The organism is Mycobacterium sp. 134, assembly GCF_048282715.1.
Lineage (GTDB): Bacteria > Actinomycetota > Actinomycetes > Mycobacteriales > Mycobacteriaceae > Mycobacterium > Mycobacterium septicum.
This window is the reverse complement of the sequence record NZ_JBLVUN010000008.1, coordinates 3,224,025-3,242,961: the sequence shown is the minus strand read 5'-3', so window position 1 is coordinate 3,242,961 and position 18,937 is coordinate 3,224,025. Positions and strand designations below refer to the sequence as shown.

19 protein-coding genes are annotated in these 18,937 nt (G+C 64.7%); 9 read left to right on the top strand and 10 right to left on the bottom strand.

Translation table 11 applies throughout. The features are described 5' to 3' along the window. Positions 1–7: 7 nt before the first annotated feature. The gene (locus tag ACNQVK_RS20420; protein ID WP_418030960.1) at positions 8–940 is read right to left on the bottom strand and encodes an Ig-like domain-containing protein; all 933 of its coding nucleotides are present in this window, start codon (positions 938–940) and stop codon (positions 8–10) included. A 351-nt stretch (positions 941–1,291) separates the two neighbouring features. Here ACNQVK_RS20420 and ACNQVK_RS20415 point away from each other — a divergent pair, with 351 nt between their 5' ends. The 3 genes from ACNQVK_RS20415 to ACNQVK_RS20405 all read left to right on the top strand — a co-directional run bounded on the left by ACNQVK_RS20415 (position 1,292) and on the right by ACNQVK_RS20405 (position 4,272). Next, positions 1,292–2,827 (top strand): multicopper oxidase family protein, encoded by a 1,536-nt coding sequence (locus tag ACNQVK_RS20415; protein WP_418030959.1) that lies wholly within the window; start codon positions 1,292–1,294, stop codon positions 2,825–2,827. A 120-nt stretch (positions 2,828–2,947) separates the two neighbouring features. Then, positions 2,948–3,337, top strand: coding sequence for a BlaI/MecI/CopY family transcriptional regulator (locus ACNQVK_RS20410; RefSeq protein ID WP_418030958.1), 390 nt, complete (start codon positions 2,948–2,950; stop codon positions 3,335–3,337). Further along, complete coding sequence (locus ACNQVK_RS20405; protein WP_418030957.1) at positions 3,334–4,272, top strand: M56 family metallopeptidase; 939 nt, start codon at positions 3,334–3,336, stop codon at positions 4,270–4,272. Before ACNQVK_RS20410 ends, ACNQVK_RS20405 begins: the two co-directional genes overlap by 4 nt. A gap of 2 nt (positions 4,273–4,274) precedes the next feature. Here the strand turns inward: ACNQVK_RS20405 and ACNQVK_RS20400 are convergent, their stop codons facing one another. Together ACNQVK_RS20400 and ripB are read right to left on the bottom strand one after the other, a co-directional pair. Next, positions 4,275–4,598, bottom strand: a complete 324-nt coding sequence (locus ACNQVK_RS20400; RefSeq protein WP_418030956.1) for a hypothetical protein — start codon at positions 4,596–4,598, stop codon at positions 4,275–4,277. Between the two features lie 117 nt (positions 4,599–4,715). After that, on the bottom strand, positions 4,716–5,369 hold the full coding sequence (gene ripB / locus ACNQVK_RS20395; protein WP_418030955.1) for an NlpC/P60 family peptidoglycan endopeptidase RipB: 654 nt from the start codon (positions 5,367–5,369) through the stop codon (positions 4,716–4,718). 397 nt (positions 5,370–5,766) lie between these two features. On the opposite strand from ripB, the gene ACNQVK_RS20390 reads away from it, so the two are divergent. Then, positions 5,767–6,363, top strand: a complete 597-nt coding sequence (locus ACNQVK_RS20390; protein WP_418030954.1) for a hypothetical protein — start codon at positions 5,767–5,769, stop codon at positions 6,361–6,363. A gap of 28 nt (positions 6,364–6,391) precedes the next feature. On the opposite strand, the gene ACNQVK_RS20385 is transcribed toward ACNQVK_RS20390, so the two are convergent. The 3 genes from ACNQVK_RS20385 to ACNQVK_RS20375 are packed head-to-tail and all read right to left on the bottom strand — an operon-like array spanning position 6,392 to position 9,645. Next, complete coding sequence (locus ACNQVK_RS20385) at positions 6,392–7,510, bottom strand: hypothetical protein (RefSeq protein WP_418030953.1); 1,119 nt, start codon at positions 7,508–7,510, stop codon at positions 6,392–6,394. Between the two features lie 15 nt (positions 7,511–7,525). Next, positions 7,526–8,620 carry a phosphotransferase gene (locus tag ACNQVK_RS20380; RefSeq protein WP_418030952.1) on the bottom strand — a complete coding sequence of 365 codons (1,095 nt, stop codon included), beginning with the start codon at positions 8,618–8,620 and terminating at the stop codon, positions 7,526–7,528. Then, positions 8,617–9,645 carry an NADP-dependent oxidoreductase gene (locus tag ACNQVK_RS20375; RefSeq protein WP_418030951.1) on the bottom strand — a complete coding sequence of 343 codons (1,029 nt, stop codon included), beginning with the start codon at positions 9,643–9,645 and terminating at the stop codon, positions 8,617–8,619. The genes ACNQVK_RS20380 and ACNQVK_RS20375 overlap by 4 nt, the downstream gene beginning before the upstream one ends. A 105-nt stretch (positions 9,646–9,750) precedes the next feature. Here ACNQVK_RS20375 and ACNQVK_RS20370 point away from each other — a divergent pair, with 105 nt between their 5' ends. Next, positions 9,751–10,431: a TetR family transcriptional regulator gene (locus ACNQVK_RS20370; RefSeq protein WP_418030950.1), complete on the top strand. Its 681-nt coding sequence runs from the start codon at positions 9,751–9,753 to the stop codon at positions 10,429–10,431. On the opposite strand, the gene ACNQVK_RS20365 is transcribed toward ACNQVK_RS20370, so the two are convergent. Further along, positions 10,428–11,510, bottom strand: coding sequence for an SDR family oxidoreductase (locus ACNQVK_RS20365; RefSeq protein WP_418030949.1), 1,083 nt, complete (start codon positions 11,508–11,510; stop codon positions 10,428–10,430). The two genes, ACNQVK_RS20370 and ACNQVK_RS20365, sit on opposite strands and share 4 nt — an antisense overlap. 170 nt (positions 11,511–11,680) lie before the next feature. Between ACNQVK_RS20365 and ACNQVK_RS20360 the strand changes: the two genes are divergently transcribed. Together ACNQVK_RS20360 and ACNQVK_RS20355 are read left to right on the top strand one after the other, a co-directional pair. Continuing rightward, positions 11,681–12,067, top strand: a complete 387-nt coding sequence (locus ACNQVK_RS20360) for a hypothetical protein (protein WP_044518552.1) — start codon at positions 11,681–11,683, stop codon at positions 12,065–12,067. A gap of 85 nt (positions 12,068–12,152) precedes the next feature. Further along, positions 12,153–14,534 carry an arylsulfatase gene (locus ACNQVK_RS20355; RefSeq protein WP_418030948.1) on the top strand — a complete coding sequence of 794 codons (2,382 nt, stop codon included), beginning with the start codon at positions 12,153–12,155 and terminating at the stop codon, positions 14,532–14,534. Here the strand turns inward: ACNQVK_RS20355 and ACNQVK_RS20350 are convergent, their stop codons facing one another. Continuing rightward, positions 14,535–15,122, bottom strand: coding sequence for a TetR/AcrR family transcriptional regulator (locus ACNQVK_RS20350; protein WP_418030947.1), 588 nt, complete (start codon positions 15,120–15,122; stop codon positions 14,535–14,537). 47 nt (positions 15,123–15,169) lie between these two features. On the opposite strand from ACNQVK_RS20350, the gene ACNQVK_RS20345 reads away from it, so the two are divergent. Further along, positions 15,170–16,012, top strand: a complete 843-nt coding sequence (locus ACNQVK_RS20345) for a phytanoyl-CoA dioxygenase family protein (protein ID WP_418030946.1) — start codon at positions 15,170–15,172, stop codon at positions 16,010–16,012. Here the strand turns inward: ACNQVK_RS20345 and ACNQVK_RS20340 are convergent. Both ACNQVK_RS20340 and ACNQVK_RS20335 read right to left on the bottom strand, forming a co-directional pair. Beyond that, entirely contained in the window at positions 16,009–17,856 is a 1,848-nt protein-coding gene (locus ACNQVK_RS20340; RefSeq protein WP_418030945.1) for a serine/threonine-protein kinase, read from the bottom strand. The two genes, ACNQVK_RS20345 and ACNQVK_RS20340, sit on opposite strands and share 4 nt — an antisense overlap. A gap of 113 nt (positions 17,857–17,969) precedes the next feature. Further along, on the bottom strand, positions 17,970–18,347 hold the full coding sequence (locus ACNQVK_RS20335) for a VOC family protein (RefSeq protein WP_418030944.1): 378 nt from the start codon (positions 18,345–18,347) through the stop codon (positions 17,970–17,972). A 407-nt stretch (positions 18,348–18,754) separates the two neighbouring features. Between ACNQVK_RS20335 and ACNQVK_RS20330 the strand changes: the two genes are divergently transcribed. Then, a complete protein-coding gene (locus tag ACNQVK_RS20330) occupies positions 18,755–18,922 on the top strand; it encodes a hypothetical protein (protein WP_234711918.1) in 168 nt (55 codons plus the stop codon). The last annotated feature ends 15 nt before the right edge of the window (positions 18,923–18,937 follow it).

The following is an 18,937-nucleotide window of genomic DNA, read 5'->3' as shown; positions in this document are numbered from 1 at the left end:
AGCCGGGTCAGATCTGCCAGTCTTGCGCGCCATCCGGCTGGTTGTAGAGGCCGACGGAGTTCTTGACGACGACAGGGTCGCCCGCGCCGAAGTGGTCGAAGAACCATTGCGCGTTCGCAGGGCTGAGGTTGGGGCAGCCGTGGCTGACATTGCGCTTGCCCTGAGCGCCGACCGACCATGGCGCGCTGTGCGCGAAAATGCCTGTGTTGCTGAGGCGGACCGCGTTCTGGACCTTGAGCTTGTAGCCTTCGGCCGAGTTCACCGGGACTCCGTAGGTAGACGAGTCCATGATGATGTCGGCGAACTTCTCGAGCACGTAATACGTGCCGTTGGGGGTTTCATAGCCAGGCTTCCCCAGGGAGACAGGGAAGGTCTTCTCCAGCGTGCCGTTGCGGTGGATCTGCATCTGATGGGTGTTGTCGTCGATGGTCGCCACCAACGAATCGCCGACCTGGAAGCTGGACTTCGTGCCTGCGGCGTCGATGTTCACGACGGTGCCCGACGGCCAGAAATCGATTGGCCGCCAACGTACTTGACTGTCGCTCATCCAGTAGAACTTGCCGGGAACCGGAGGGTTCGAGGAGATGCGAATGGCGTCCTCAGCCATCTGACGGTCGGCGATCGGCCGCTGGAACGTGATGGAGATCGGCTTGGCGACACCGACTGTCGACCCGTTGGAAGGATTGAACGCGGGTGGCAGAAACGGCGGCTCGCCGCTGAACGGCACGGGGTTCTGTCCCGGCGGGGTCGCCACGTTCGCCGCTGCGCCGAACGGGTTGAGCCAGGGCATCGGCGCCGGGTCGAGTTGTGGTGCCGGTTCGACGGGCTGCGGCGGACCCGCGGGCTCTGCCAGCGCGGTCGTGCCGGCGACTGTTGACGCGGCGACCATGACGGTTGCCGCGATCGCGGGGATCCACAGGTGTCTGGTGCGGTGCTGCACTAGGCCTCCATCGACAGTGTGCCGTTGACGATCACGCCCGGTTGGGCGGACGCATGACGTTGCCCAGTCTACTAGTTACGTACGGGGATAGTAGATAGCGTGAGCGGGCGAGCAATCGTTCGCCGTCGGACATCTTGTGGAAGAGTCCGAATAGCACTGCGCGGAACTGCCATCGCTCTGACCTGCTAGATCCGACCGTACGTAGTCATTTAATACGTTGATACTGCGTAGGTTGTTGTGGGTTCGATATGAGTTCGGTTCCCGGACGACAAGTGCGATAGACGGGTTTCTTCAACGAACCTTCACAAAACTCATACCGATTCACTGAACTCCGTGCCCAGGGTGGAGGACATGCCAGACATCGCCGACCCGCCACGGCTCAGTCGCCGGGGATTCCTTGTGGCATCTGCTGCGTTGAGCGCCACAGCTGTCGCGGCGTGTCAGCGCGACAACGGCGCCACGTCGAGCGAGCCGGGCGCCCGCGATGCGATCGCCGCGGCTGAAGCCCGTCGCCCACACAGCGGCAGGACGGTTTCGACCACCTTGACCGCCCAGCGCTCGCGGGTGGACCTCGGCGGCAGGATCGCCGACACGATCGCCTACAACGACATCGTGCCCGGACCACTCCTGCGGGCATCGGTCGGTGACGAACTGGAGGTCACGGTGCGTAACAGGCTCGGCCATGCGACCTCGGTGCACTGGCACGGCCTTGCGCTGCGGAACGACATGGACGGTGCGTCGCCGGCCACCCGTGACCTCGCCGATGGCCGCGACTTCACCTACCGATTCTCGGTGCCCCACCCGGGGACGTATTGGGCCCATCCGCACACCGGGCTGGATGCGGACACCGGCCTGTACTTCCCGGTGATCGTCGACGACCCGAACGACCCGGGCCGCTACGACGCCGAATGGGTGGTGATGCTCGACGATTGGACCGATGGCGTCGGTCCGAGCCCTGCTCAGATCTATGACCGGCTGCGCATGCCGTCGGGCGACGGGCCCGGCATGCCCGGGATGGGTGGCATGTCAGGCATGCACGGCGACGGCGGCATGGGCTCGATGGGAGGCCGCGACAGTTCACCGCTGGGAGGCGACGGCGGTGACGTCGACTACCCGTTGTACGTGGTCAACGGCCGCGATGCCCAGAACCCCAGCAGCTTGCGGGTACGTCCTGGTCAGCGGGTGCGGATCCGGTTGATCAACGCGGGCTCCGACACCGCGTTCCGGGTCGCGCTGGCCGGGCACCGGATGACGGTTACGCATACCGATGGGTTCCCCGTCGTTCCCACCGACGTGGACGCGGTGCTGATCGGGATGGGTGAGCGCTATGACGTGGTGGTTACCGCGCGCGACGGGGTATTTCCGCTGGTCGCGGCGGCCGAGGGGAAGGACGCGTCGACGCGCGCGCTGTTGGTGACCGCCGGTGGCTCGCCTCCGGCCCCCGACTACGCGCCGCCGGAGCTGCGGGGCCGCCTCGGCACGGTCAGCTCGTTCACCGCATCGTCGGAGGTCACCCTCGATTCCACGCCCGCTGACGCCGAGTTGCCGGTCGAATTGGGCGGCTCGATGGCGACGTATGACTGGACGATCAACGGCCGCTCGTTCACGAAGGCTCAGCCGCTGACCGTGCGCGAAGGACAGCGCGTGGCAATGACTTTCCGGAACTCGTCGATGATGTGGCATCCGATGCATCTGCATGGGCACACTTTTCAGGTTCTGGGTGACGACGGCCGCCCGGGCGCCCGCAAGGACACGCTCATCGTGCTGCCGATGCAGCGACGGCGGGTGGTATTCGCCGCTGACAATCCAGGGACATGGATGTTGCACTGCCACAACACATATCACCAGGAGGGTGGGATGATGACGACCGTCGCCTACGTCAGCTGACGGCGTGGTATCGGGGGAGTACTACGTACTAGCCTAAGTAGTAGATTCGGAGCCCGCGTCGAGGCCCATCACGAGCCCCGCCGCGAGGTACGCTCACAACACCGATCGTGGAGGGGTGCAGTGCGCGTACGAGGATTCGGCGAACTCGAAGCCGACATCATGGATCGCATCTGGAATCGCGGAGATGCGGCCGTCACAGTCCGTGAGGTGTTCGACGAGATCGCCGAGGAGCGCCGGATCGCCTACACCACAGTCATGTCAACGATGGACAACCTGCATACGAAGGGCTGGCTGGAACGCGACCGCGACGGGCGCGCCTATCGATACTGGCCGACGTTGAACCGCGAGCAGCACACCGCCCAGTTGATGCGCGAGGCCCTCGACGGTGGTGGTCGTTCCGATCTCGTGCTCAGCTACTTCATCGAGCAGATGGACCCACAGGATTCCGACCGGTTACGTGCCGCGCTCCGTACTCTGGCCCGACGCTCCGGAAGCGCGAAGAAGCGGTGAATGTCGCCGCGGGGCTGCTGATCTACAGCGTGGTGATGGTGGCGCTGGCGCCCACACTGCTCGGCGTTCTCACCCGCGGTGGCTCGGCTCCCAGATTTGGTGTGGCGGCGTGGTTGACGTCCGTGGTCAGCGTCTTGGCGACCTGGATCGCCATTCCGATACTGGTCATCCTCGATGTGGCCTTCCACGGCGGGCAACGGCAGTCCTTGTTGGTGTCGTGCGTGCAGTTCCTCTGTGACATCGCGTCTGGGCGCGCGGGCCTTGCGGCGCAAGCGACAATGATCGTCGTCGCGGCCGTGCTGGCCGTAGCGGTGGTCGCTGTCGGGATGAAAGCGGCACGAACCATCAGCCGGTTGCAGTCCCGCGCTCACCGGCACGCCCAGGCGGTGAGGATGGTGGGACGTCCGACAGCCCAACGCGACGTCTTCATCGTCGACACCGACGAGCGCACCGCATACTGCGTCGCGGGGGCGCCGCCCGCGATCGTGGTCACCACCGGTGCGATTGCCGCGCTCGGTGGCGATGAACTACAGGCGGTACTCGCCCACGAACGGGCGCACCTGGATGGGCACCACCTCAAGATCGTGACGGCGCTGCGCGGGTTGGCGATGGTTTTCCCACGGGTGCGGCTGATGACCCGGGCGTCCACCGATGTCGGTCGGTTGCTGGAAATGTGTGCCGACGACGTCGCCGTGCGCCGCCATGGACAGCACTCGCTGCTCGCCGGGCTGATGGCCCTGGCCGGGGCCACGCCGGCCCAGGCGCTCGGTGCCGCCGATGTTGCATTGCTGAACCGCGCTGAGCGCCTTGCGCTTCCACCTGCGCCGTGGATGCGGCTCGGTGCGGGTGCCGGTTTGTTCGGCGCTACCACCGTGATCGCGCTGGCTCCGGTGGCGACCTTCGTGCTGGGGGTGTCGGGCCTGCTCTGTCTTTGAGGTCAGTGCTCCCGCTCGAATACAACGAGCGTGTCCGCCAGGTTGCCGTCGACGAAGTATGCCCGGCAGACGAACGGGTCGTGAATCGTGCTGCCGGATTCGGTCTGGGCGTCGACCGCTCCCGACACGTTCCATACGGTGATACGTGAGTGCTCGACGCCCTTCAGCGGCTCGTCGGTGGTCAACGGGAACAAGTCTCGACTGTCGGGCTCGAGGTCACTGAGCTTCGACTCCACGTCAGTGAGCTGTGCGGTGGCGGGCGTCACCAGCTTGCCGCGCACATCGGTCTCGCATCGATCCTGAGCCTCGCGCTCCGCCGTGTCCACGAGACCAAAACCATGTGTTCTCACGGCGAACACGGCGACGACGCCCAAAATGAGTGCACACGCCAGTAGCCACAACGGGACACGTCGACCGGTCATGCTCACCTGGGGATTGTCCCGTCAGTATTCGATGATGCGGGTGACATTGGGCGTCATCCCCGATTTGCGGACCGGCGAGATCGTGACCGGGACACCCGTCTGCTGGGCCTCGATCATTTGACCGTTGCCCAGGTAGAGCGCCTCGTGTTGTCCACCGCCGGGACCCCAGAACAGCAGGTCGCCCCGCTTGGCCTGTGACGGCGGGAGTTGGCGTCCCGCGGTGTATTGATCGCCCGAATACCGGGGGAGCAGCACGCCGACACCGGCGAACGCGTAACGGGTCAGGCCAGAACAGTCGAAGCCGACGGTGCCGGCACCAGAATCCACCCCTCGACTGGGTCCGGTCAAGCTGCCACCTCCCCAGGAATACGGGACCCCGATCTGAGTGCCGGCCCGCCGGATGACGTACTCGACCGCCTGTCTGCCGTAAACACGGTTGCCGCGCAGTACGGGAGCGGCGCCGCTGTTGTCAACCGGCACAAGTCCCAGGCTGCCGAGGAACTTTCGCCCCATGTCAAAGGTTGTCTGTGCCGCAAAAGCGCTTGCCTGCAACGACGCATTGGCTATGGCCACCGGATCGCCGGGCGCACCCGCGCTGAGCAGGTTGGGCAGAGTGGGATCCCACTGGCCGGCGTTGGGTTCGGCGTGGGCGAGCGGCGCGCCCATCAATACCATTGATGCTGCAGCCAAAACCCCTGTGCACAAGAGTGTTCGACGTTCCCAGGAGGTGTGATCCGAACGCGGATTGGAAGGCATGGTCCCGCAGTTCCTTTCCGCCCTGGGTCGGCCGTGGCCGATTCGGTATCAGACCATTCAAGGTCTACGTAGTAACTACGTACGTACGTACTCTACATCACAATATTCACGTGAGTCCCACTCGTAACAAAATTGCGCTTCTGTAATTCGTTGTAGAGATTGCGGTTTGGTATCGGGCCCGGCGACGGCTGCGGCTTGGGGACCAGGCGGACAGACCCGATGACCGGGTGTCGCAGAACAGGTAGCGGAATACTCATGCCGGCTGTGCTGCCGCTCCATACGCTTGTGGACGTCGGGCAGCTGAAGGGATGCGGACATGATCGTTCTGACGGATACCGTTCAAACGTGGGGCCATTCGGCCACCGTCCACTATTCCCATGCGGCGCGCTCCGTCGTCGCTCAATCGAACCTTGCGTTGCACATGGAGTTCAACGTGGATCTACCGCCCAAGCCGATATTTCGGAGCTACGGGTTCATTCGCACGGCCGTTGTCGGCGGATCGACCGTGACCGTGAACGGACCTTCCCTTGTCGCAGCCGGGGTGACGGAGTTGAACTTTGAACTCTTGACCGACAACGGCGCCTCGGTGTCGGTCGTCAATCAGTTCGATACAACCGGCACTTTCACCGGGCCGCCACAGGAAGCCGTCAGTGTCCGGCGAGTCTCTTTTCACCGTCCCGTGAACGGAACAACCGCTTTCGCGCACACCGCCAAGGTCTACGCCGGCGGCCGTGACATCAGCGAGCAAGAAGCCGTCGAAACGGCGATCGCCAATCTGAGGTCGCGCGGTCTGGACCTGGCAGACCTGGTCATGAAGGTGACATCCGGCGCCGACCATGTGTCCCGCCCGCAGCGCCTCGATCTTGAGACCAATGAACTCGTTGACGAGGCGACCGACCCGCGAATCAGCTAGCGGAGTTCCGTGACCACCCGTCGGCGCATCAAGGTCGGTAGCCGTCGATGAATCCGGTGAGCCCTGACGGTGAGTGCGGTCCGATGGCGATCTGCTCGACGACACCGATGCCGGTGCGCTCACCCATCGTGGCCTTGACGACGTTCTGTAGGTGAATCGAGGCGAAGTCGGTCGGGTCGAAATCGTCGAGACGTATGGACTCCCGGCCGATCTCGAACTGTCCGTGGTTGGAACCGTGGCCCCAGTGCGGATGCCAGTAGCCGATCCCGCGCATGCGGAAGGTGAAGAGTTTCTCCACCTCGATGTGCGTCTCGCCTTCGACCGGATCGGTGAACCACAGGTGCGCCCGCCGGATTTCGCGTCGACCGGGTTCCCAGTCGAGTTCGTAGCCGATGTCATAGCACTCGCGCACTCCGACCCGGCTGCACGGGGAGACGCCCGCCGGCAGTGGATCGAGGACCTGCGCGGTCTGCAACCACCGGCGGCCGTCCTCATGCTCGTGGAAGGCGTAGTGGGTGAACCGGTCTCCGAAATGCAGAGGCGCCCAAAGCCAGAACACCTGAAACGGCATCGGCTGGCGGAGGACAGGAACCTGCTCGCCCACAGGCCGGACACCCCATGACCGGTCACGAGTTCCGGGCACAGCCCCGGCTTCGACAGCGGTGTCCTCGCCGTCGACGCTGATCGTTCCCTCCCATGAACCCCATTGCGTGAGGCGGGTGTGGTCAGTCAGCACGATGCCTTCGGCGGTCCGACGCGTTTGCCGGGGTTCCTCGATCGCCACGGTGGTGGCCCGGAAGGTGAGGTCACAGGAGATGTTGTGTTCATTCGAGTCGACGATGTACCGGATGGTGCGAAGCGGTTCGATCACCTCGATGCGGAACGGCCCGATCGTCGCCGACCGGTCCAGTGGCATTGCCCCGGAGGCGAACACCGAGTGCTCCACACCGTCTTTGACGAGACTGAAGGCGGCATCGATGACCCCGCGGACCGGGTAGTGGCCCATCGCGGCGCCGAAGTAGAAGTCGCCGTCGCGCTGGTGACCGTTGAACCAGTAGCGGTCATAGTGATTGGGGTCGGCACCGACCGGTGTCGCGACGGGTTCGGCCGACGAGTGGATGGGGTAGTCGTCAAACGGCGTGAGCATCGGTCCTGTTTCTGTTCACTTGCCCAGCAGGGAAAACGCGTCGAGATCGGCGATCGCGGTGGCCGACCGTTCGGCCATCACCGTGAACATCCGGTCGCCGCGCTCGGAGGGCTGACCGACCAGCGCGCCGAGTACTGTCACGAACGGTCCCTGGAACAGCGCGTAACGATAATCGGCCCAACAGCTTTCGAGGCTGTAACCAGTGATACCGAGTTCGGTCAACCGGCGGTGGTATGCCTCAATGATCGAACCCTCACCGGCGCGGCGGTCCGGGACCGACAGACCGGGCGCGACGAGCAGGGTGACGTCACGCAGGGGCAGGCCGGTTGACATGACCTGCCAGTCCACCGCCACCACCGGCTCGATGCCACCGGCACTGGCGAACAGCAGATTGTCCAGGCGATAGTCACCATGCAGCAGTGCGAACGGCTCCCGCCGTCCGGCCGCCCAGGACATGAACTCGTCGGAGAACCGCTGCAGCACAGCGGCGGTGTCCGGCGACAGTGTGTACCGCTGGAGAAACTGTTCGGTGGCATTGGCCAGCAGCTCGGCGGCGAACTCGGGCATCGCCGTGAGGTCGGGTATCAACCAGTCGAGCTCACGCACCGCCGGATCATTCCAGGTCGATGCATGCAGCCCGGCAACGTTCACGGCCGCGGCGCGGGCTTCATCCACTGTGCAACCGGCGATCTGGTCACCTTGCTCGGCCGGCGCCAGGTCCTCCAGCAACAGGGTGAAGCCGTTGGATTCTGCATCCGCCGCGACGTAGTAGCAGTGGGGGAGCCGCGCACCGACCCGGTGCGCGTAGTCGCGATAGAAGCTGGTCTCGCACCGATAGCTGAGTGTGCCGGCGGCTCGGCTGTTGGCGTCGGTGGCAGGCAGCTTGATGATCAGCCGGCCAGGGCCGGTGCCGTCGGCGTAGTCGATGAACAGTCGTGCGCAAGAACCCATCTGGCCGGTTCCGACCCGTTCCGCGGTCACATGCCGCACCGTCGCGGCGATGCCGGACGAGTTGAGTGCGGCGGTAAGCCACTCGGCGTCGACCTCGCCGGCGGTATCGACCACCCCGGGCGCAGGCGCCATGCTCCGGCCGGCATCCGTCGCCGTCATCGTTGGCTGGGTTCGTTGATCTTCACCAGCATCTTGCCGATGTTCGCACCGGTGAACAGTCCGTTGAGCGCGTCGATGCTGGATTCCAGTCCTTCGTACACGGTTTCACGGTGCGTCAACAGCCCCTGCTGTTCCCAACCCTGCAGCGCGGCGAACGCCTCGTCGAAGCGCGCCCACTCTTCGAGTGCGATGAAGCCCTGCATCGTCGAGGCGGTGGCGAGCAGGTTCACGTAATTGGACGGGCCGGGGTGATCACCGTTGAGATAGCTGGAAATGATGCCGCACATCACCACGCGCGCCTTGTGCGCAAGATTGGCCAGCACCGCATTGAGAACTTCGCCGCCGACGTTGTCGAAGTAGACGTTGATCCCGTTGGGGCACACTTCCTTCAGCGCGGCGGTCAAGTCGCCGGCCTTGTAGTCGACGCAGGCATCGAAGCCGAAATCCTCGACCACGGCCCGGCATTTGTCCGGGCCTCCGGCGATACCGACCACCCGAGCTCCGGCGATCTTGGCGATCTGGCCGGCCACCGATCCGGTGGCACCCGCAGCCGCCGATACGACGACGGTCTCGCCGGCTTGCGGATTGCCGACACCCTTCATGCCGAAGTAGGCCGTCGCGCCGGTCGGCCCGTAGATCGACATCACGGCCAGCGGATCCGTGTACCCGACCACCGGCGTGCTGAACAGGTCGTCGCGGATGATGGCGTAATCCTGCAATCCGGTCAGGGTGGTCACGAGATCACCGACTTTGTAGGCATCGCAACGTGATTCGACGACCTCGCCGATACCGGCCACCCGCACCACCTCACCCAGCTCGAGGGGCGGAAGATAGCCGGGCTCGCCGTCCAGCCACGTGCGAGCGGCAGCGTCGATGCCAACGTAGGTGGTCCGCAGCAGTGCCTCACCCTCCGCGGGCACCGCCGCGGGCACGGTCACCATCTCGGTGTCGTCGGGGGAGACCAGTCCATTGGGGCGGCGGCGGAGCAGGACCTGACGGTTCGGCCGGTGCGCGGAGTCAGTCAATTCATCTCTCCCGTGGTCATCATAATTTTCATATTGATTCTTAGAACTCGCATCGATTAACGTCAACCCCCAGATCGAGAGTGTCCCGCCTGGTAGGAGGATTCCGTGACCTCCAACGACGTAGCGCCGCGCCGTGGCCGGCCGCCCCGCATCGACACGAGCGCCATCGTCGCCGCGGTGCTGGAGATCGGCACCGAGAACGTCACCATGCGTCGGGTCGCCGCACACCTCGGCGTCAGTCTGCCGGGGTTGTATCACCACGTGAAGAACCAGGACGATCTGTTGCGTCTGGCCACCGAGAGTGCACTGGTCAACTCCCCGCCGCCGCGATACACCGGCGAGCACTGGGCCACCTGGATGCGCAGCTACGCGTCATACATCCGGACGGTGCTGGCGTCCGAGCCGGCACTGGTGGAGAAGTTCGTGACGGGCGGGGTGCGCGATGAGATGGAGATGGAGTGCAACGGCGACGCGGTCGAGGCGCTGGCCGAGCACGGTCTGGCCCCCGATGATGCGATGGCGGTCTGGGCGGCGGTAAGCGCGATGGCGATCGGCAGCGTCACCGAGGCGCACCGCGAACACCTCCACGCCGAAAGCGGACAGCCGTGGTTGGCCCGGATCTTCAAACTCACCGCCAAACGTCCCGCGTCCGACTATCCGACGCTGCGCGCGATCGCGCAGTCCGGTTATGACCCGTTCGGCGAAGACAGCTTTCAGCAGCGAATGACGATGTTGCTCAACGGCATTGCGGTGCAGTACGGACTACCGCCGGAGCCCGCGGACTAGCTTCCCGGCATTCGGCGGACCAGTCCGTCGTCGAGCATCTGCTGAAAATGATCGGTGACGGTCTGCTCGGCCGGCCGATAGGCCAGTCCCAGCTCGTTGCGGCTACGGCTGTTGTCGAATGCCAACGGGTATCCGATGTTGCGATCGACGAACTTTCGCGTCAGCCCGGCTGCCGGGGCGATGGCTTTCACCAGCACCTTGGGTGCGGTCATCCTCGGGAACGGGTAGAACGGTCCGAACTCGCGGCGCAGCACCTTGCCGATCTCCAGGAGGCTCAGCGAGTCGGCGTTGACGATGTAGCGGTCATGGGCCTCGGGGGTGAACCCAGCGCGCAGGTGGGCATCGGCGACGTCACGCACGTCCACCACGCCCATGGTCAACGCGGGAGCGCCGGCGAGCAGGGTGCCGTCGGTGAACTGTTTCATCGTGCTCAGGCTGGCCGAGTCGCTGGCGTTGGTCAGGGAAGGACCGAGCACCAGGCCCGGGTGGATGGTGACCATGTCCCAGCGGTCCTGCGCCTTCTGATACCGCCAGGCCTCCTGCTCCGCCACGGTCTTGGAATAGGGGTACGGCTGGTGGTCGACACTGCTGGTGGTGTTCCAGTGTTCATCGGTGAAGACACCGCCGGGGACATCCCGTGTCTCCCGGGCATCCCCGTAGATCGCGACCACGCTGCTGGTCAGCACCACACGTTTGACGCTGTCCGTGCGGTTGACCGAGTCCAGGACGTTGCGGGTGCCCTCCAGTGCCGGGCGGACCAGCGCCTCTTGCGCATCCTTGTAGCCGGAGAGCAGGAACGGCGACGCCGTATGCATGACGAGCTCACATCCGGCCATGGCCTCGTCGAAGCTGCCGGGCTCGAGAAGATCCGCCTTGAACAGCTTCAGCCGACCGGGATGGTCCGCCGAGAGCTTGTGCAGATGCTCCAACCCCGAGGCCTTCTGCGGGTTGCGCACCGTGCCGTGGACGGTGTGGCCGGCTTCGAGGAGGTACCGGACGATCCAGCTGCCGATGTACCCGCTGGCGCCTGTCACGAGCACCGGTGCATCCGGGTCGATCAGGGTCCGGGGTGTGCTCATGGCGGGTTCCTTCCGTTCGGGTCATCCGGCTGGATGCGGGCGCCGGCGTTGTCAGCGCGGCAGCGCGCCACTGACCAAGTTTGCCCTTCGGTGACCGCAGGGCGACAGGCGCAGGTCGATTTTGCTGGATCGAGCAACGGTGCGGCCAAGGTGGGGGGACAGTTGCCTCTATGAGTAGCCAGAAAGTACCGAAACCGAGCGACCTAAAATCGGCGGCTCAGGCGGCGGTCGGCACAGCCCAGTCCGCCGTAGAGGCCGCACAGGCGGTCGCGAGCGGCGCGATGCGTATTCCGCCGGCGTCGGCTCAACTCGCGGCGCAGTTGCCCGATTTGCTGGAGAATCTCGCGGTCGCGACCGAACGGCTCAACACCACGATCGACCGGACCGAACGGGTTATGGCCATGGCCGACCCGATGTTCCGGACGTTGGACCGGCTGCTGCCACAACTCGAATCGTTGATCAACACCGGCAACGATGTCTTCCGGCTGTTGACCAACATTCCGGGGGTCTCCGCCCTGAACCGGATCACCGGGCGCGGGAAGGACGATCGGGGCTGACTGCAGCCGGGCCGGATCCGACTCCACCATCGCCGACCGCGATTGATCGCCGGCCTCGTAGCATTTCCGACCAGAGCGCGTGTCAATGGTTGGACGTTCAGCGAGGAGGACGATCGTGGACCAAGTACAGCCGGGGCGTCAGGTGTTGCCGATTCCCGATGTGAAATACGTCGGCCTGACGACATTCGACGCGAAAGATCCCAACACCAAGTACCCGCCGATCGTCCCGTTGCGTCCACCCGCGGGTGCGCCCAATGTGCTGATTGTCCTGCTCGACGATGTCGGGTTCGGAGCATCGTCGGCATTTGGTGGGCCGTGCAACACCCCGGTAGCCGAGCGCCTGGCGGCCGACGGCCTCAAGCTCAACCGCTTCCACACCACTGCGCTCTGTGCGCCGACCCGCCAGGCGCTGCTGACCGGGCGCAACCATCACTCGGTCGGGATGGGCGCGATCACCGAGATGGCAACCTCAGCGCCGGGCAACAACAGCATCCGGCCCAAGGACAAGGCCACGATCGCCGAGACCTTGCGGCTCAACGGCTATTCGACCGCCCAGTTCGGCAAGTGCCACGAGGTACCGCTGTGGGAGGTCACCCCGGTGGGGCCGTTCCACCAGTGGCCCACCGGATCCGGATTCGAGCACTTCTACGGGTTCATCGGCGGCGAAGCCAACCAGTACTTTCCCGGCCTGTACGAGGGCACGACCGCTGTGGAACCGCCCAAGACTCCGGACGAGGGCTATACCCTCACCGACGATCTGGCCGATCGTGCCGTCACATGGGTGCGTCAGCAGAAGGCGTTGATGCCGGACAAGCCGTTCTTCATGTACTTCGCGCCGGGCGCCACCCACGCCCCACACCACGTGCCGAAAGAGTGGTCGGACAAGTACCGGGGCAAGTTCGATGACGGCTGGGATGCCCTGCGGGACAAGACGATCTCCCGCCAGAAAGACCTGGGCGTAGTGCCCGAGGATGCGGCGCTGACCACTCGGCACGCCGAGATCCCCGGCTGGGACGATATGCCTGCGGAACTGAAGCCGGTGCTGGCCCGGCAGATGGAGATTTATGCCGGCTTCCTGGAGCAGGCCGACGATGCGGTCGGCCGGGTAGTCGATGCCATCGCCGATCTCGGTGTACTCGACGACACGTTGATCTACTACATCCTCGGCGACAACGGAGCGTCGGCCGAAGGAACCATCAACGGCTGCTTCAATGAGCTCAGCACACTCAACGGAATGCCCGGCATCGAGACCACCGAGTTCCTGCTGTCCAAAATCGATGCCTTCGGCACACCTGACGCCTACAACCACTACGCCGTCGGTTGGGCACATGCGTTGTGCGCGCCGTACCAGTGGACCAAGCAGGTGGCCTCGCATTGGGGAGGGACCCGTAACGGGACCATCGTGCACTGGCCCAACGGCATCGCGGACAAAGGGCAGACCCGTGACCAGTTCCACCACGTCATCGACATCGCGCCAACCATCCTGGACGCCGCGGGACTGCCGGCACCGTTCTCGGTCAACGGTATTCAGCAGGCACCGCTCGAAGGCGTCAGCATGCTCGCCACTCTGCGAGAGGCGGCCACGCCCGAAACGCACGACCTGCAGTATTTCGAGATGATGGGCAACCGCGGCATCTACCACCAGGGCTGGACTGCGGTCACCAAGCACCGCACACCGTGGAAAGCCGACACTCCACCGCCGTTCGACGCCGACGTCTGGGAGCTGTACGCCCCCGGCGACTGGACCCAAGCGCACGATCTCGCGGCCCAAGATCCGGAGAAACTCGCTGATTTGCAACGGCTTTGGCTGATCGAGGCGGTCAAGTACAACGTCGTCCCGCTCGATGATCGCGGTTTCGAGCGGATCAACCCCGATATCGCGGGCCGGCCGCAACTGATCACCGGCAACTCGCAGCTGCTGTTCTCCGGGATGCGGATCAGTGAGGCCGCGGTGTTGACGCTGAAGAACAAATCGCATTCGGTGACGGCGAACATCACCGTGCCGGAATCCGGTGCGTCGGGTGTGATCATCACCCAGGGTGGCAGCGCCGGTGGCTGGACGCTGTACGCACACGAAGGCAAGCTCAAGTACTGCTATTGCTTCTTCGGCATGGAGCACTACATGACCACGGCCGAGCAGCCGATACCCACGGGCCAGCACCAAGTGCGAATGGAATTCGCCTACGACGGAGGCGGATTGGCCAAAGGCGGCAACGTCTCGTTGTACTACGACGGTAAACAGGTGGGCAGCGGCCGGGTCGAACAGACCCAGCCGATGGCCTACTCCGCAGACGAAGCCTGCGACGTCGGAGCCGACACCGGTTCACCCGCCTCCCCGGACTATGGGCCGACCGGGAACAAGTTCAACGGAGAGATCGACTGGGTGCAGATCGACATCGGCGACGACAGCCACGACCATCTGATCACCGCCGCCGACCGGCTCAAGGTCGCGATGGCAAAACAATAGTCACCCGGCGGGCTCGGCGATGCCGAGAACAGCAGCGGTGAAGCGCCACAGCGTTTGCGTGGCTTGATCGGAATTCGGCGTCGGGGTGACCCGGAGTTGTTGCGCAATTCCGTGGCGCAGCCCGCCGATGACGTAGGCCCCTGCGCTGTCCGGATCCAGGTCGGCCGGGAGTTCACCCGACTGTTGCCCGTGGCGGATGTTGGCGGCGGCGTTGTCGATGAGGTTGTGGATGTAGGCGGCCTCGAGTTCCGTCAGCTGCGGGTCGCTGGCGGTGCGGTTGAGCAGGATCGGCGCGAGTGGCTCGGCGAGGTGATAGGCGACGAAGCGGTGGGTGCGGTCGCGTTCACGAGTGGCCCAGTCGCCGGTGGGGAGGTGGGCGTCGGCGATGGCGTGGCGCAGTCCGTCGTAGAAGCCGTCGTAGATCGCCGTCAGGAGGCCACTCTTCGACCCGAAGTGGTGGTAGAGGGCGCCGGTGCTGAGCCCGGCGCGGCGCGTCAGTCCGCCGAGCTCGATGACACCGTTTCCCTCGACGAGTTCGTCGCGGGCGGCGTCGAGGAGTTGTTGACGTCCGATCGGGGCCCGTGCCATAGTGCAGACCATAACAGAAGTCAGTTATGTTTCGGTCTGGGGCAATCATGAGTACTGAAGTGACATCGTTGACGGAGTTGGCGGGCGACCTGGCCGGTACGTACCGGCGAACCCCCAGCAGCGGTGAACAGGTCGATCCGGCGGTGGCCGACGCGGATCTGGCGGCGGTGCTGCGCGACGGCTACGTGATCCTGCCCGACCTGCTCACACCGGCCAAACTCGATGCGATTCGGAAGTCCGTTGATCCACTGCTGGATCCGCGGGGCCGCAACGGATTCGAAGGTCGCGCCACCCAGCGGGTATACAGCGTGTTGAACAAGACCCGCACCTGTGACCGGATCGCCGACCATCCGCGCGTGCTGGCGCTGCTGGATCGGCTCTTCATGCCGAACTACCTGTTGTCGATGCTGCAGGTCATCAGGATTCTGCCGGGGGAGCAGGCGCAGATGCTGCACACCGACGATGGCTTCTACCCACTGCCCAGGCCGCGAAAAGCGCTGGGCGCGGCCACGATCTGGGCGATCGACGAGTTCACCGCCGACAACGGCGCCACCGACATCGTCGCGGGTAGCCATGAGTGGGGCGATCGACTGCCCGAGCCTGCTGAACGCGCACCGGTGGTGATGAGCGCCGGGTCATGCGTGTTCTTTCTCGGCACGTTGTGGCACGGCGGCGGCGCCAACCGATCCGCGAATGCGCGTCTGGCGCTGACGGCGCAGTACTGCGAACCGTGGCTGCGCCCGCAGGAGGCGTTCACCCTGTCGATGACCCGGGACACGGTGCGCGCGGTGTCCGAGGACATCCGCCGCATGCTCGGCTACAGCATCCATCCACCGTTCATCGGCCAGGTCGACGGCATGCACCCCAAGCGCCTGCTGGAGCTGGGCTAATCGCCTGCGGCCCGCAGCGTGATCTCTGAGATTTCTGTGTGGCTCTGCCCGTCGACGGTGCCCAACTTCGAAATCCACACCAGCACATTTGAGGTTTCCGTCTGATTGTCGACGGTGATCGTGTTTTCCCCGGGCTGTAACGCCACGTTCGGCGTCAACTCGGTTGTGTCGGAAAGGCTGTTCGGGTGGGCGGTGTCAGCCGCACGAACCTGGACCTCTGTTCCGGTGCTGGGCAGGTCGATCGTGACCTCGCTCAAGGCGGTCCGTGAGGGGAGCTGAAGTATCAGGCCGACGCCTTCTTTGAAGTCGGGAAACGGCGCGGCATCTTGGTAGATGTCGGTGGGCCACGATGTGGCCGGGTTGCCGTCGATGGCCAGACCCGCCTGATCCGGATGGTCTGGTGAGCCGCCGGGGGAGAACACCGTCGCGCTCTCGGGCGTCACAATCGGACCCGGGCCGCTGTGCGACGACGGTCCCAACCCGCGGGTGAGAACGATGGACGCGGCAACGATCGTTGCGATCGCGGCCACAACCAACACGATTCGCACCGGTCGGGATGCCAAAGCACCGCGGCGCTTACCGGACCGCACTTCGAACGACGGGCGCCGACGACGTCCGCGGGCCCCAGCCGAATGATTGACCGCAGAGTCGGCAAACAGGGTTCGGTTATCCCAGAAGCCGCTGACCTCCACCACATCCCCGTCGGAGAGTTCGCCTGTGACGGAGTCACCACGGAGCTCGACCGGCACGACGGTGTGCGCTTCACCGGTCGATTCGTACCGCTCCAGGCGGAAGGTCCAGACCTCCTCCTCGCCGTCAGGTCCGGACGGTCGCTTCTGCACCCCCTGGGCAGTGCCCAGGATCGTGAGCATGGCTAACCGCTTGGTCTCCGGCGAGCTGCTCGGCTCGCGATCGTCGGAGATCTCCAGCGGGGCAGTGTGCGGACCGGCATCCGGGGGAGTCGACTCGGTATACCGCTCCGGCACCGGTTCGGGCGCGGTCGGCACATCCGTACTCCCGCCCAGCGCCCGGGCGAAGTCCAGGCACCGTGCGTAGCGCTTGCCGGGTTGCTTCGCCAGCGCCTTGGCCATCACGGCGTCGAGATGTGCGAGGTCGCGACGGCGCCCCGACAGCGGAGGCGGCGGCGTGTAGAGGTGGTTGCCGGCCTGGACGATGCGATTGGCGTCGTCGAAGACAGGCGCGCCGGTCAACAGATGGAAGGCGGTCGCCGCCAGCGCGTACTGGTCTGCCCGGCCATCGAGTGTTTTCCCGGTGAGCTGCTCGGGCGCTACATACGCGACGGTGCCGATGGCCACATCGGTCTCCGTGAGGCCATTCGCGTCGTCGGCCTCCCTGGCGATGCCGAAATCGGTGAGCAGGATGCGCCGCCGGGCACTTCCCGACGGCGGAGTGACCAGGATGTTCGCCGGTTTGACGTCGCGGTGCAGCAGGTTCCGTTCGTGCGCGACATCGAGGGCTTCGGCGACGGCCGTCACGATCTCCACCACATCCTGCAACGGCATTCCAGACGGGTGCTGCTCGATCAGGTGCTTGGCGTCGGTGCCCTCGACATAGTCCATCGAGATCCACAGTCGGCCGTCGAATTCACCACGGTCGTGCACCCCGACGATGTGCGGATGCCACAACGCCGCGGCCAACTCCGCCTCTCGGGTGAACCGGGCGCGGAACTCGTCGTCGCGCGTGGTGCTCACCGAGAGAATCTTGAGCGCATCCAGACGGGGCAGGCGAGGATGCTGGGCGAGATAGACCTCGCCCATGCCACCGGCACCGAGGAGCCGCTGAATGGTGTACCCGGCAAATACGTCACCGGCATTGAACGGCATGTTCGAAGCCTACAAACCAGGGCAAATCGAGTGCGAACAGGTGTTCGCCAGGACTGCGAGGCCCGAAACAACAGCAGCTGGCCCGTCCAGAACCGAGCGGACTGCTGGGGTGGTCAGCGGGAATCGCTCGGGTCTGCGTCCTCGAGGTAGACCAAGCCGTTGCCGTCGGAGTCTGTGAAGGAGAACATCGCCGGTATTCCCTCCATCCGGACCAGCTCCGCGTTGTGCAGGGGCACCCCGGCCTCCCGGACCTTGTCGTGGGCTTGTTGAGCATCAGAGGTACCCAACCGGATCGCGATCGGGATCTGGCTGTCGTGCGGCAGGAGCACCAAGGAGACAGCTGAGCCCGGCGGCACGACCTCGATCATGCGCGCACCCGGCCAGACCTCCACGTCGGTGCGGAGTTCGAATCCCAGCACTTCGGTGTAGAACTTCAGCGCGGCGTCCTGGTCGGAAACCGGAACCGACACACTCAGCACTCTCGTCGTCATCGTCATGTTCAGTAAGACCCCGCCGCGGAGCGATACTCATCGCGTCGCCGCCACGCCGGCGGCCTGAGGTCCGCCACAACATCGACCTCTTGCGGTCGTGTCTGAAATCCGCATGAATCGGCTATGCATTTGCTATGGGCATAGTTATGCGTCGTATATGAATTCCTGGCCAAATATTTAGACGTGGCTAAACTGGACACTAATTCCGTGCACACGAATAGCGACCGCACTGAATAATAGTCGGAAAGGGAAGCGAATTGTCGAGCGGCAGGATCACGGGGAGCGTTGTCGTTGCCTTAGCTGCGGCTGTATTGGGATTGAGCTCATGTGCGGTGGCGTCGGCGGCGCCCACGGGTCATACATCAGCTCAAACAACAATCAGTGAGCTCGAGGCCCAGGGATTCCGGGTGATCCTCAACAAGGTCGGCAACGCACCCATGGACCAATGCACGGTGACCGCGGTGCGTCAGGGCACCGACGTCAAGCATTCCTGGGTGCAACGCGGCCCGACAGGCAGAGTGAACAATCTCGTGCGGTACACAACCGCGTACGTCGATCTGATGTGCAAGCGCTGATCATTTCGCGAGAGC